Genomic DNA, 13,628 nt, shown 5'->3' with positions numbered 1-13,628 from the left:
CTGTGGTCCACGCGTGCGGTGCCCGCTGCCTGGAGTCTCATGGGTGCGCTCCTCTCCGCCCGGTCAGACCCGGACCGTCGACATGCGGCGGATCAGGAACAGCCCGGCGCCGTACAGCAGGAACGCCACGACCGTGGCGAACCTGCCGGGGCCCGACGAGGTCATGCGGTCGAGCGCGCCGGGTGTCGCCTGGTTGATCAGCAGGAGGAAGGCGAGGCCGAGCGCGGGGACGGCGACGGCGGTGACCTTGATCTGGGACAGCATGGTGGTGACCTCCCTGCGGGTCTCCTTGCGCTCCTCCAGGGTCCTGGTGAGGTTGCGCAGCGAGCTGACGACCTGGCCGCCCGCGCGGTTCGACAGGACGAGGGTGGTGACGAGGACGACGAGTTCCCTGGAGGGCAGCCGCCGCGCGAGCTCGTCGAGCGCGTCCTCGAAGGAGTGGCCGACGGCGAGCCGGTCGGAGACCCGGCGCAGCTCCTCGCCCGCCGGGTCGTCGAGTTCGTCGGCGGCCATCGACAGGGCGGTGCGCATCGCGAGTCCTGCCTGGGTGGCGTTGGCGAGGACCCGGGTGAGCTCGGGGAGCTGGTTGATGAACGCCTCGGTGCGCTTGGCGCGCTGCCAGTTGAGGAAGGCGCTCGCGCCCCAGAGTCCGGCGAGCGCGGCGAGCAGCCCGAAGAAGGGCGCGAGGAACGCGCCGACGAAGAAGTAGACGACGAGCAGGCCCGCGACCGTGGCGAGGGCGAACTCGCCCGGGGTGAGGGAGAGTCCGGTGACGGCGATCTTGCGTTCGAGGTACCGGCCGACGCGGGTGCGGCGGAGCCTGCGGTCCACGCCGGGGAAGCGGGGGCGCCTGCCCCCTGTGTCGGCCTCCGGCGGCGCCGTCTCGGTCATCCGCGCGATGAGCGCCCGCCGCCTGGACCGTCCCGTCGCGTACGCCTGCACGCCGACGACGGCGCACAGGAGCGCGAGGAGCGTGGCGCCGAGCGTCAGCAGCGAGAGGTTCGTCTTGTCCATGGTGTGGGCCTCGGGGACGTGGGCGGGGCGTTGTCGGGGGGCGCGTCAGGCGCGGGCGTCGGGCGGCGGGCCGTGCGGGATGTGCGCCGCGCCGTTCGGGGGGCGGGTGCCGTGCGGCGGCACGGGGGCGTACGGCGCCACCGGAGCGCCGGGTCCTGGCGGCGGCGCGCCGTCGGGCGCGGGCCCCGGCCCGTACGGCTGCTGCGGCACGCCCCCGTGAGGACCCTGTGCGGTGCCCGGCGGCAGCGAGGCGGACGGCGGCGTGCGCCAGGCGGCGGAGCGGCGGGTGGCGAGCTGGTCGTCGGACTGGGCGACGCCGAACGCGGCGGGGATGTTCTCGCCCTTCATGTAGAGGCGCTCGGCGACCCGGCGCGGCAGCGGGTAGTACGCGAACTGCCCGTGGACGCGTGCGTCGGCGGTCAGAGGCCGGGCGAGGAAGCGGCAGACGGAGACGATCCGGTAGTCCTCGTGCCCGTACGAGTCGACGACGGCGATCTCGGTGATGCGGCGCGAGCCGTCCGCGTGCCGGGTGAGCTGCACGATCACATCGACGGCGCTGTTGATCTGGTCCTTGATCGCGCCGAAGGGGATCTCGACCTCCGACATGGACGACAGGGTCTGGAGCCGCATCAGCGCGTCCTCCGCGCTGTTGGCGTGCACGGTCGCGAGCGAGCCGTCGTGCCCCGTGGACATGGCCTGGAGCATGTCGAGGGTCTCGCCGCCGCGCACCTCGCCGACGATGATGCGGTCGGGCCGCATGCGCAGGGAGTTGCGCACCAGGTCGCGGATGGTGATCTCGCCCTTGCCCTCGACGTTGGCGGGGCGGCTCTCCAGGGTGATGACGTGCTGCTGCTGGAGCTGGAGTTCGGCGGAGTCCTCGATCGTGACGATGCGCTCGCCGTCGGGGACCATCGCGGAGAGGGCGTTGAGCAGGGTGGTCTTGCCGGTGCCGGTGGCACCGGAGACGATCACGTTGAACTTGGCGCGCACCAGGCCCGCGAGGAGCAGCATCATCTGCTCGTCGAGCGAGCCGAGTTCGATGAGCTCGGCGAGGGTGAAGGAGCGCGGGAAGCGGCGGATGGTGAGGACGGGCCCGGTCAGGGAGAGCGGCGGGATGATGACGTTGACCCGCTCTCCCGAGGGCAGGCGGGCGTCGACCATCGGATTGGCCTCGTCCACGCGGCGGTTGACGGTGGAGACGATGCGCTCGATGGTCTGCATCAGCTGCTCGTCGGAGCTGAACCGCAGCGGCAGCCGCTCGATCCTGCCGCGGCGCTCCACATAGACCTGGTCGGCGCCGTTGACCATGATCTCGCTGATGGAGGCGTCTTCGAGGAGGGGTTCGAGGATGCCGAGGCCGAGCGCCTCGTCCACGACGCGGCGGATCAGCTGGGAGCGCTCGGCGGAGGAAAGGACGGGGCCCTCGCGGCTGATGATGTGCCCGAGGACGCGTTCGAGGCGGGCCCTGCGCTCGGTCGCCGCGAGCGCCGACATCTCGGCGAGGTCGATCTCCTGGAGGAGCTTGGCCCGGTAGGTGCCGACGAGGAGGGACTCCTGGCTCCGGCCGCCGGCCGGTTCGTGCGGGGTGATGCGGGAGCGCAGGCTCATGGGGTGCCTCCTGGGCTTCCTTCTGGCAGGCGGTCGCGTGGCATGGTGACGCTGCGGGTGGCGTCGCCGAGGTCGAGCAGCGGGACGATGGCGGGGATGCGGACGCGGGCGGTGACGGTGATGCCGGTGCCGCCGCCGTTCTCGGAGAAGCCGGCGCCGTCGGCGAGCCAGCCGCTCATGGCGGCGCGGCCCGCGGCCTGGTAGTCGTCGCCCTCGGTCTCGCGGTAGGTGGCGGTACGTGCGGCGGCCCGCGCCCCGGTGCCGGCCTGCTGCACGGCGTATCCGGCGATGCCCAGCTGGAGGGCGGCGACGGCGACGAACAGCAGCAGCGCGACGAACCCCGCGTATTCGAGTGCGGCCTGACCGCGGTCGCGCTCGCCGCGGTTCAGCCCGCCGCCGGGGGCGCCCGCGCCGGCGGCGCCCGCCGTACGCGCGGCACCGGCCGCGCGGGCCGCGCCCGCCGCACGGGCAACATCAGCCGTACGGGCAGCAGGACCCGCCGCCGTACCGCGTGTCCCGGGCGCGGAGCCTGGGCGGGCCCCGGGCGCGGGGCGCGCGTCCGCGTCGTCAGACGTCGCCATGCTGGTCCTCCCGTACGGCCGCGGCGTGCCCGGTGACGTCGACCGGGATGTTGAAGCCGGGGAAGAACACCGGGATCTCGACGTGGACTTCGGCGGTGGTGACGGGGCCCGTGCCGCCGCCGCAGCTGGGTTCCGCGTGGAAGGCGCCCGGCATGACGCGCTGCGCCGCCGCGGCGCAGTCCCCGCCGAGGGCGGCGGCGTGCGCCGCCTCGTCCGCCGCGTCGCCCGCGAGGGAGAAGGCGTAGCCGACGAGGGCGGCCTGCCACATGAGCGCGAGGGTGGCGAGGATGACGGGCACCATCCCGGTGAACTCAAGGGCCGCCTGGCCCCTGTCGTCCCGCAGGACCCGCACCAGCGCGGCGCGCAGGGGCCGTACGGGCGCGGCCCGCCGCCGCGCCCGCAGGGGCGGCGGCGCGCCGGGCGGCGCCGCCTGCTGCCGTGCCGTTCGCTGCGTCCTCATCGCTCACCGCGCCCCCTCAGTACCGGTTGTGGCGCCAGGACAGGTCGTGTTCATGACGTCGGGCGGCCGCGCCGCGCGGCGACCTGTCCGCGCTCGCTCCGCAGCAGCCCGCCCCTGCCGGTCCGCGCGCCCTTCGCGCCGCGCCCGTGCCTGACTGCTTCCTCCCCCTCGGGCGCCCCGACGATGCCGAGTTCGGCCGCGAGGCCCCACAGGGCCTGCCTGACCGTGGACTTGGCTTCGAGGTCCTGCATGCGGCCCGCGTCGACGGCCGCCTGGAGCTCCTTGAAGTGCGCGGGGACGGCGGTCCTCGCGACGCGGGTGCCGGTGATCCGTTCGACCAGCGGCGGCTGGATCTCCGCGCTGCGCACATGGCGGTTGACGACGGTGACGGTCTCCTCGGCCTTGCGGATCTGGAGCCGGTCCCAGAGGCGGACCATGCGCCGGGCGGCGCGCACCGAGACGACGTCGGGCGTGGTCAGCAGCAGCGTCGTGTCGGCCATCTCCACGGCGGCGGCGTTCGCGCTGTTCATCTGGGTGCCGCAGTCGAGGACGACGATCTCGTAGCGGGTGCGCAGGGCGCTGACGATCTGGCGTACCGACCGGTCGTTGACCTCCTCGCCGCGCTCGCCGTCGGCGGGGGCGAGCAGCAGCCCGATGCCGGTCTCGTGCTGGAAGACCGCGTCCTGGAGCACGCCGGGCGAGATGTCCTGGATGGCGGCGAGGTCGGCGAAGGACCTGCGGAACTGCACGTCGAGGTAGGAGGCGACGTCCCCGGCCTGGAGGTCGAGGTCGGCGAGCGCGGTGGCCCTGCCGGACGCGGCCGCGGCCAGGGCGAGTTGGACGGCGACGAGGGTGGTGCCCACGCCGCCCTTGGCGCCGCTGACGGTGACGACCCGGCCGCCGGGGCCCCCGTACAGTTCGAGCGCGCCCTGCCCGAGGTGGCGGCGCACGCCGACGGACCAGGCGGCCGCGGCCTGGACGCGCTGCGCGAGTTCCTCGTACGAGAGCGGGAGGGCGATCAGGCCTCTGGCTCCCGCGTCCATCGCCGCGGCGAACAGCCCCGGGCCGGGCTCCGAGGTGATCAGTACGACCGCGACGGCCGGGAAGCGCAGGGTGACCTCGCGGACGAGTTCGAGCGCGGGCACCGGGCCGATGCGCTCGTGGACGAGGACGACCTCGGGCAGCGCCGCGACCGAGTCGGCCGCGAGCCGGGCGAGGGTGTCGACGAGCGCGGTGGAGTCGGCGACGGGCGCGGCGGGTTCGGTGTCGGGCAGCTGGCCGAGCAGGGTGGTGAGGGCGCGGGCCGCGTCGGCGTGGGCGACGGCGGGGAGGATTCTGGTGCTCATGCCGCGCTCACTTGTCCCCTTCCAGGGTGTACGTGTCCTGGCCTGGCGAGGGGGTGACGGCCTTGCCGTCGGGCAGCAGCGCGAGGCGCACGTGGTCGGCGAAGGACTCGGCGTACGCGACGCGCTGGGCGTCCTGCGTCGTGAGCGCGAACGTGATGGGCACGGCCTGCTCGGTGCCGAGCGCGCGGTCGTCGGTGTTCTTCGGCTGGAGCGCGGTGATGCGGCCGACGTCGAGGACGCGGGCGCCGCTGACGATGATGCGGGACTCGTCGGCGGTGGCCTTGGAGCCCTGCCGGCCGCCGGCGAAGGTCGCGAAGATGTTCACCCGGGAGCCGGGGGTGATCTTGCCGGCGACGCCGGTCTCCGCGTCGATCATGATCGCGATCTCCTCCTCGTCGGGGGCGAGCGCGGGCTTGGGCACGAGCATGTCGCTCTGGAGCAGCGAGCCCTTCTTCAGCCGGGTGGCTGCGGTCTTGCCCTCGATGTCGGACAGGTCGGTGACGGCGTTCGGCGAGAGCCACCGCTTCGGCATGCTCACCTTGGTGAACTGCCCCTGCTGGAGCGGGGTGTACGGGGCGACGTCCTGCGCCAGCTCGTAGGCGCTCACCTCGGGGCCGACCTTGGAGTCGACGTCGCTGATCACCAGCAGCACGCCGGCGAACGCGGCGAGCGCGCAGACGAGGGAGACGAGCAGCAGCAGGATGCCGCGGCGCTGGCGTGAGTTCATGTGGGGTTTCCTCGGGTCAGGGCACCCGCGACGCGGCGGGGGTGCTCGTCCGGGGGCGTGACGGTGGCCGAGCAGAAGCCGCAGCGGTCCCCGATGAGGTCGATCCCGCACCAGGTGCAGACCTCCCGCCGGACGGACGAGACGAGTTGGTAGAGGACGGTGATGTCGGGGAGGTAGGCGGCGAACTCGACGGCGCGCTGCGTGCCCCACCAGGCGGGCGAGGACGCGGGCAGCGGGCACTCGCCCACCTGCCGCACGCCCCAGGCGGGGGCGAGCGCCGCGGTGGGCCAGTCGGTGGCCAGCCGGCCCCTGGCGACGAGGAGTTCGGTGGCGAAGTCGGGCCCGGGGAGCCGGCCGGCGTCGCTGCCGCCGTCCGCGCCGCCCCCGCCCTGCCTGCCGTCCTTGGCCGAGCCGAGGCGCACGAGCGCGGGACGCGGCGCGGCGAGGACCGCGAACTGGGAGCCCGGCACCCAGGACTTGGCGTGCGACTTCAGGCCGACCGGCACCTGGTCGAGCCGGGCGACGGAGCCGAGCACGGCGCCCCCGTACAGGTAGTGCGAGAGCAGGCGGGCGGCCGAGGCGACGACGCCGGGGCCGAAGTCGCAGACGGACAGCTGCCGCAGCTGGCGCACGAGGACGCCGAGCGCGAGCGGCGGCAGGTCGCTCGGCAGCAGCGCGAGCCGGTCGGTCTCCAGCAGCGCGCGCACGGTGTGCAGCCGGTGCCGGTGCGCCGCGGGCAGGGTGGCGGGGTGCAGCACCACCACGTACCCGTGCTGGTCGAGCAGGAGCTGGACGGCGGACAGGGCGTCGCCCAGCGGCTGTTCCTCAGGCGGCGGGAGAACGGCTGCGGTCGGGGTCTGCCGGTCGGTGGGCGGTAACACCAGATCAGGGCTGGTGACGGCGATGGCGGTCGGCACGGTGCTTCCCCGTTCGGCTCCGGACGCCGGGGCCCCGGCTGTCGCAGCTCAACTCAGTCCCTGCTGGTGTCGTACGTGTGCGCTCCTGCCTCAGCACTTTATCCGCGACCAGCGGCCCAGTGAACACTTTTCGGAGCGCGGGTGCCACCGTCCGTACATGAACACCCGCCCGCAATCGGGGCGTTTCACCCACCGGGGCGCCACGACCCGGCGCGGGGGCGGCCGTTGCGGGCGAGCGGGCGGCGCGGCCTTCCGCGCACGAAGCCTTGACAGCGGGCATTGGTCCGGACCAGGTTGGAAGAAGATTCCCCCCACACGCATCTCCCTCTCCCCCCACGGAGGCAATGCAGTGCATCTCATGTCCCTTCCGCCGTCCCTGCGGCGCAGAGCGGCCCTCGCGGTGGCCTCGCTCGCCGCGGCCGCCGCGGCGTTCGCCCTGCCGGGCGCGGCGCACGCGGCGCCCGCCGCGGCCGCCGCCTCACCGCACGCGGTGCCGGCGCACGCGGTCACCGGCTACTGGCAGGACTTCGACAACGGCGCGAAGGTCCAGAAGCTGGCGGACGTGCCGGACCAGTACGACATCATCGCGGTGGCGTTCGCCTCCGCCACCTCCACACCCGGGCAGCTGTCGTTCAGCCTCGACCCGGCGGTGGGCTACAGCTCGGACGACCAGTTCAAGGCGGACATCGCGGCCGAGCAGGCCGCGGGCAAGTCCGTGGTGCTCTCCGTCGGCGGCCAGAACGGCACGGTGTCCGTGAACGACGCGGCCTCCGCCTCGGCGTTCGCCGACTCGGCGTACTCGTTGATGCAGGAGTACGGGTTCGACGGGATCGACATCGACCTGGAGAACGGGCTCGACTCGACCTACATGGCGCAGGCGCTGCACCAGCTCGCGGACAAGGCCGGGTCGGGCTTCGTGCTGACGATGGCGCCGCAGACGATCGACATGCAGTCGACGTCGGCCGAGTACTTCAAGACGGCGCTCGCCGTGAAGGACATCCTCACGGTCGTCAACATGCAGTACTACAACAGCGGTTCCATGCTGGGCTGCGACGGCAACGTCTACGCGCAGGGCACGGTCGACTTCATCACCGCGCTGGCCTGCATCCAGCTCCAGGGCGGGCTCGACCCGTCGCAGGTCGGCATCGGCGTGCCCGCCTCGTCGAGCGCGGCCGGCAGCGGCTACGTCGACCCTTCGGTGGTCGACGACGCGCTCGACTGCCTGACGAAGGGCACCAACTGCGGCTCCTTCAAGCCCCCGACGACCTGGCCGGGCCTGCGGGGCGCCATGGCCTGGTCGACCAACTGGGACGCCTCGGCGGGCAACGCCTGGTCCAACACGGTCGGCGCGCACGTGCACGCGCTCTGACCGACCCCGTACACGCCCCCAACCGGAACGCCGTCCGCAGCCGCGGGCGGCGTTTCCGGTTTGCGCCCGCGGACCCGCCACCCCGATCCCCCACTCCCCCGGAATTCGTCGCGATGTCTTGACAAGTCCATTGGTCTGGACCATTTTACGGGTCAGGCGGTGGCCACCGTTTCCCTCTCCGCACCTCCATCCCAACCGTCCGGAGGCAGCAAGTGGAACGCACCCGACACAGATCCTGGCTCCGCAGGGCCGCGGGCGGCGCGGTCGCCGCCCTCGCGGCCGGCGCGCTCGGCCTGGCCGGCCTCGCCGGCACGGCGCACGCCGCCGGCATCGACGTGGCGAAGAACGGCGGCTTCGAGTCCGGGCTCGCCGACTGGTCCTGCGCGGCGGGCACCACCGCCGTGGTCTCCTCGCCCGTGCACGGCGGCTCGGCCGCGCTGCGCGGCACCCCGGCGGGCCAGGACTTCGCGCAGTGCGCGCAGAGCGTCGCCGTCGCCCCCAACTCCTCGTACACGCTGAGCGCCTGGGTGCAGGGCGGCTACGCCTACCTGGGCGCGACCGGGACCGGCACGAGCGACCCGCAGAGCTGGACGCCCGGCAGCTCCGGCTGGACGCAGCTGAAGACGACCTTCACCACGGGCCCGGCCACGAAGTCCGTCAGCGTCTACACCCACGGCTGGTACGGGCAGTCCGCGTACGTCGTGGACGACCTCGCGCTCGTCGGTCCGGACGGCGGCGGGGGCAGCGACCCGGGCCCGCAGGCGCCCGGCACCCCCGGCGGGCTGAGCGCGAGCGGCGCCACCGCGTCCTCGGTCAACCTGAGCTGGGGCGCGGTCTCCGGCGCCACCGGCTACAACGTCTACCGCGGCGGCACGAAGGTCCAGTCGGCCACGGGCACCTCCGCCACGGTCACCGGCCTCAGCGCGAACACCACGTACCAGTTCCAGGTCAGCGCGACCAACTCGGCGGGCGAGTCCGCGAAGTCGGCCGCCGTCAGCGTCACCACGACCTCGGGCGGCAGCACCCCGCCCGGCGGGAGCCCTGCCGTGCCCAAGCACGCGCTGACCGGCTACTGGCAGGACTTCGACAACGGCGCCGCCGTGCAGAAGCTGCGGGACGTGCCGTCGCAGTACGACATCATCGCGGTCTCCTTCGCCGACGCGACGAGCACGCCGGGGCAGCTCTCCTTCACCCTCGACCCCGCCGTCGGCTACTCCTCCGTCGACGCCTTCAAGGCGGACATCGCGGCGAAGAAGGCCGCGGGCACGTCCGTGATCCTCTCGGTGGGCGGCCAGAACGGCACCGTCTCCGTCAACAGCGCCGCCTCCGCCGCCGAGTTCGCGAACTCGGCGTACGCGCTGATGCAGCAGTACGGCTTCAACGGCATCGACATCGACCTGGAGAACGGCGTCAACTCCACCTACATGGCGCAGGCCCTGCACCAGCTCGCCGCGAAGGCGGGCAGCGGCTTCGTGCTGACGATGGCGCCGCAGACGCTCGACATGCAGTCGACCGGCACCGAGTACTTCAAGCTGGCGCTCGCGGTCAAGGACATCCTCACCGTCGTCAACACCCAGTACTACAACAGCGGTTCGATGCTGGGATGCGACGGCAAGGTCTACTCGCAGGGCTCCGTCGACTTCATCACGGCGCTCGCCTGCATCCAGCTCCAGGGCGGCCTCGCGCCCTCGCAGGTCGGCATCGGCGTCCCGGCCTCCACCAGCGGCGCGGGCAGCGGCTATGTCCCGCCCTCGGTGGTGGACAACGCGCTCGACTGCCTGGCGAAGGGCACCAACTGCGGCTCCTTCAAGCCCCCGACGACCTGGCCGGGCCTGCGGGGCGCCATGGCCTGGTCGACCAACTGGGACGCCTCCGCGGGCAACGCCTGGTCCAACACGGTCGGCCCGCACGTGCACGCCCTGCCGTAGCACCCACTCCCCCAGCCCCCCCTCGGGGCCGACAGCGCCGCCGCGCTCCTTCGGCGGCGCTGTCGCGCGCCCGGGGTCAGCCGAGGACGGCCAGCGCGTCGATCTCGATCAGCAGGCCGGGCGGCAGGCCCACGTACACGGTGGTGCGGGCGGCCGGCGGCGCCGTGAGGTCCTGCTCGGCGAAGTAGGCGTTGTAGATCTCGTTGAGCTCGGCGAAGTGGCCGACGTCGGTGAGGTAGACGCGCATCATGACCACGTCGTCCCAGCCCGCGCCGCCCTCCTCCAGGATCGCCTTGACGTTGGCGAGGGTCTGGAGTGCCTGCTCGCGCAGCGTGGGGCCCGCGGGCGTCGGGGCCTGGCCCGGCACGGCAGGCAGGAAGCCGACCTGGCCCGCGACCTGCACGATGTTGCCCTTGCGCACGCCGTGCGAGAACTTCGCGGGCGGCTCGGTGTGGGTGGCGGGGGTCAGCGCGGTCTTGTCGCTCATGCTGTCGCTTCCTTGGGTGGTGTGGTGCCTGCGTATTCCCTGCTGACCGCGTCCGCCGTGCGGCGGACGTGCGGCAGCAGGCCGAGGAGTTCCTCCGCCGTGACCACGACGTTCGGCGCGGAGACCGACATCGCGGCGACGACCCGCCCGCCGGGGCCCTTGATCGGGGCGCCCACGCAGTTGATGGACTCCTCGTGGCCACCGAGGTCGGTGGCCCAGCCCTGCTCGCGCACGGCGGCGAGCTCCTTGAGGAACGCGGCCGCGTCGGGCGTCGAACGGGGCGTGTAGAGGGGGTAGTCGAGGCGCTCGGCGAGCGCCCGCCGCTCCGGCTCGGGGAGGTCGGCGAGGAGCAGCTTGGCGACGGCGGCGACGGTGATCGGCACGGGCTTGCCGATCCGCGAGTACATGCGCACGGGGTAGCGGCTCTCGACCTTGTCGATGTAGAGCACCTCGCGCTCCTCGTAGACCGCGAGGTGCACGGTGTGCCCGCAGCTCTCGTTGAGCGCGACCAGGTGCGGATGGGCCACGTCGCGCACGTCGAGGTTCTCCACGGCCTCCTGCGCGAGGGTGAACAGGCGGGCGCCGAGCCGGTAGTGCTGGTCGCGCTGGCGGTGCACGAGGCCGTGCTCGTGCAGGGTGCGCAGCAGCCGCAGGGCGGTCGACTTGTGCACGCCGAGCTCGTCGGCGACCGCGCCGAGGTCGGCGGGTCCGCGCGCGAGCAGCGGCAGGATGCTCAGGGCCCGGTCGACGCTCTGGCTCACGGCGTACGCACCCCCTCGGCCGCCGCGCCGCCGCGCGCCCAGCCGGCACGGAGCCGCAGCGCGGCCCACTCGCGTTCGCCGAGGGCGACGAGCCGGTCGGCGAGCGCGCGGTCGGGCGGCGCGCACACGTCGGCCTCGACCGTGAGGACGGCGGCCGCCATCAGGTGGCCGTGGCGCAGCCGCTCGGCGGGCGGCAGCCCGCGCAGCGTCGCGGAGAGCACGCCCGCGGCGAAGGCGTCACCGGCGCCGACCGGCGCGACCACGTCGACGGCGGGCGCCGGCACGGCGACCGCGGCGCCGTCCGTGTAGAGCACGGCGCCCTCCGCGCCCCGCTTGACGACCAGCGTCGCGGGCTCGGGCAGGGCCCGCCGTATCGCGTCGGCGCCGTGCACGTCCCACGCCTGTGCCGCCTCGTCCTCGCCGACGAACACCAGGTCGGCGCCGCGCGCGTACTCCAGCAGGACCCGGGCCTCCGCGGGGTCGCGCCACAGCCTCGGCCGGTGGTTGACGTCGAAGGAGACCAGCGGGCGGCCGGGCCGCGGCGCGGTGAGGGCGGCGACCAGGGCGCGGCAGTCCGCGGAGAGCGCGGCGGTGATGCCGGAGAGGTGCAGGACGCGGCAGTCGTCGAGCACGTCGAGCGGCACGGTGGCGGGCGACATCGCGGAGGCGGCGGAGCCCGCGCGGTAGTAGGCGACCTCGTGGGCGGCGGCCGAGCGGTCGTTCGCGGTGCGGAAGTAGATGCCGGTGGGGCGCTCGGGGTCGCGCCGCACGGCGGAGGTGTCGACGCCGTACGCGGCGACCGCCTCGACGAGGTGGTCGCCGAAGCCGTCGGCGCCGACCCGGCTGACCCAGGCGGTGGCGTGGCCCGCGGCGGCCAGCGCGCAGGCCACGTTGGACTCGGCGCCGCCGATGGTGCGGGCGAAGGAGGGCACGTCCGCGAGGCGGCCGGGCCGCGACGGCAGGAACGTGACCATGGACTCGCCCACGCACACAACCTCGGTCACTCGCCGACTCCTCCCAATTGACCCGATGTCGGCTCGGATGTTAGACAACGATCAGCATCATGCGCAACGCGCGTTGCGCCATGCGCAACACCCGAGCGCGGCAGCCGATCCAGCAGGCAGGAGCACATCCCCATGGGCCCGAGCACCGAGGAGGCCGTCGCCGGCCTCGCCGGAATCCGCGTCGACCACCGCTTCAAGGGCCTGCCGCCGGACGCCGGGGGGCTGACGGTCGGCGAGCTGGCCGCCCAGCGCCGCTCCCTGTTCACCGGCGGCTTCACCACGCCCGTGCTCACCCTCTCCGCCGAGCACCTGGAACACAACCTCGCCCTGCTGGAGACGTACACCACGCGGCACGGCCTCGACTTCGCGCCGCACGGCAAGACCTCGATGGCGCCGCAGCTGTTCGCGCGGCAGCTCGCGCACGGCGCCTGGGGCATCACGGCGGCCGTCCCGCACCAGGTGCGGGTCTACCGTGCGTACGGCATCTCCCGGATCTTCCTCGCCAACGAGGTCGTGGACGCGGCCGCGCTGCGCTGGCTCGCCGCCGAGCTGGACGCCGACCAGGACTTCCGCTTCGTCTGCTACGTCGACTCGGTGCGCGGCGTGGAGCTGATGGACGAGGCGCTGCGCGCCGCGGGCGCCCGGCGGCCCGTCGAGGTCGTGGTGGAGCTGGGCGCGGGCGAGGGCGCGCGCACCGGCGCCCGTACTCAGGCGGAGTGCGCGGCCGTCGCGGACGCGGTGGCGGCCGCGCCGTCGCTGCGGCTGACCGGCGTCGCCGGGTACGAGGGCGAGGTCCCCGAGCCGGACGGCGAGCGGGTGCGCGGCTATCTGCGGCGGCTGGTGGCGCTCGCCGCACACTTCGACGCGGCGGGCCGCTTCGCCGACGCCGACGACATCGTGGTGAGCGCGGGCGGCAGCGCCTGGTTCGACGCGGTGGCCGACGTGTTCGCGCAGCTCCCCCGGCTGTCGGCGCCGGTGGTCAAGCTGCTGCGGTCGGGGGCGTACGTCTCGCACGACGACGGCCACTACCGGCACCTCACGCCCTTCAACCGGGTGCCGCAGGAGGGCGCGCTCGAACCGGCGTTCCGGCTGTGGGCGCAGGTCGTGTCGCGGCCCACGCCGTCCCAGGCGTTCGTCAACGCGGGCAAGCGGGACGCCGCCTACGACCTCGACCTGCCGGAGGCGCAGGTCGTGCGGGACGCGCGGACCGGCAACCTGCGGGCAGCCGAGGGCATCGCGGTGACCGGCCTGTCCGACCAGCACGGCTGGCTGGCCACGGAGCCCGGCGCCGCCCTTGAGGTCGGGGACTGGGTGGGGATGGGGCTCTCGCACCCGTGCACGTCGTTCGACAAGTGGCAGCTGATCCCGGTGGTCACCGCGGACGGCACGGTCACGGACCTCGTCCGCACGTTCTTCTGAGGGGCGC

General features: G+C 73.8%; 12 protein-coding genes and 1 pseudogene. 3 read left to right on the top strand and 10 right to left on the bottom strand.

What is annotated here, in order from left to right:
- Positions 1-63: 63 nt before the first annotated feature.
- The 7 genes and pseudogenes from AB0910_RS09705 to AB0910_RS09675 all read right to left on the bottom strand — a co-directional run bounded on the left by AB0910_RS09705 (position 64) and on the right by AB0910_RS09675 (position 6,653).
- Positions 64-1,014: a type II secretion system F family protein gene (locus tag AB0910_RS09705; RefSeq protein WP_366743996.1), complete on the bottom strand. Its 951-nt coding sequence runs from the start codon at positions 1,012-1,014 to the stop codon at positions 64-66.
- A gap of 270 nt (positions 1,015-1,284) precedes the next feature.
- Positions 1,285-2,622 (bottom strand): annotated as a pseudogene (locus AB0910_RS09700) (CpaF family protein); the annotation flags it as partial.
- Complete coding sequence (locus AB0910_RS09695) at positions 2,619-3,203, bottom strand: hypothetical protein (RefSeq protein ID WP_366743995.1); 585 nt, start codon at positions 3,201-3,203, stop codon at positions 2,619-2,621. The pseudogene AB0910_RS09700 and the gene AB0910_RS09695, both read right to left, overlap by 4 nt.
- Positions 3,190-3,663: a TadE/TadG family type IV pilus assembly protein gene (locus AB0910_RS09690; protein ID WP_366743994.1), complete on the bottom strand. Its 474-nt coding sequence runs from the start codon at positions 3,661-3,663 to the stop codon at positions 3,190-3,192. The genes AB0910_RS09695 and AB0910_RS09690 overlap by 14 nt, the downstream gene beginning before the upstream one ends.
- A 50-nt stretch (positions 3,664-3,713) precedes the next feature.
- Positions 3,714-5,009: an AAA family ATPase gene (locus AB0910_RS09685; protein ID WP_366743993.1), complete on the bottom strand. Its 1,296-nt coding sequence runs from the start codon at positions 5,007-5,009 to the stop codon at positions 3,714-3,716.
- 7 nt (positions 5,010-5,016) lie between these two features.
- Positions 5,017-5,736 carry a Flp pilus assembly protein CpaB gene (gene cpaB, locus AB0910_RS09680; RefSeq protein ID WP_366743992.1) on the bottom strand — a complete coding sequence of 240 codons (720 nt, stop codon included), beginning with the start codon at positions 5,734-5,736 and terminating at the stop codon, positions 5,017-5,019.
- Positions 5,733-6,653, bottom strand: coding sequence for a hypothetical protein (locus AB0910_RS09675; RefSeq protein ID WP_366743991.1), 921 nt, complete (start codon positions 6,651-6,653; stop codon positions 5,733-5,735). Before AB0910_RS09675 ends, cpaB begins: the two co-directional genes overlap by 4 nt.
- 358 nt (positions 6,654-7,011) lie before the next feature.
- Here AB0910_RS09675 and AB0910_RS09670 point away from each other — a divergent pair, with 358 nt between their 5' ends.
- Positions 7,012-8,022: a chitinase gene (locus tag AB0910_RS09670; protein ID WP_366743990.1), complete on the top strand. Its 1,011-nt coding sequence runs from the start codon at positions 7,012-7,014 to the stop codon at positions 8,020-8,022.
- 212 nt (positions 8,023-8,234) lie between these two features.
- A complete protein-coding gene (locus tag AB0910_RS09665) occupies positions 8,235-9,950 on the top strand; it encodes a glycoside hydrolase family 18 protein (RefSeq protein ID WP_366743989.1) in 1,716 nt (571 codons plus the stop codon).
- 76 nt (positions 9,951-10,026) lie between these two features.
- On the opposite strand, the gene AB0910_RS09660 is transcribed toward AB0910_RS09665, so the two are convergent.
- From AB0910_RS09660 to AB0910_RS09650, 3 genes are read right to left on the bottom strand one after another with little or no spacing between them, the layout of a single operon-like run.
- Positions 10,027-10,437 (bottom strand): RidA family protein, encoded by a 411-nt coding sequence (locus AB0910_RS09660; protein ID WP_366743988.1) that lies wholly within the window; start codon positions 10,435-10,437, stop codon positions 10,027-10,029.
- A complete protein-coding gene (locus AB0910_RS09655; RefSeq protein WP_366743987.1) occupies positions 10,434-11,198 on the bottom strand; it encodes an IclR family transcriptional regulator in 765 nt (254 codons plus the stop codon). The genes AB0910_RS09660 and AB0910_RS09655 overlap by 4 nt, the downstream gene beginning before the upstream one ends.
- Entirely contained in the window at positions 11,195-12,202 is a 1,008-nt protein-coding gene (locus tag AB0910_RS09650; RefSeq protein ID WP_366743986.1) for a sugar kinase, read from the bottom strand. Before AB0910_RS09650 ends, AB0910_RS09655 begins: the two co-directional genes overlap by 4 nt.
- 132 nt (positions 12,203-12,334) lie before the next feature.
- Here AB0910_RS09650 and AB0910_RS09645 point away from each other — a divergent pair, with 132 nt between their 5' ends.
- Complete coding sequence (locus AB0910_RS09645; RefSeq protein WP_366743985.1) at positions 12,335-13,621, top strand: alanine racemase; 1,287 nt, start codon at positions 12,335-12,337, stop codon at positions 13,619-13,621.
- Positions 13,622-13,628 lie beyond the last annotated feature (7 nt).

It is taken from the genome of Streptomyces sp. NPDC047002, from assembly GCF_040704505.1.
Lineage (GTDB): Bacteria > Actinomycetota > Actinomycetes > Streptomycetales > Streptomycetaceae > Streptomyces.
This window is presented reverse-complemented; position numbering and strand designations above follow the sequence as displayed.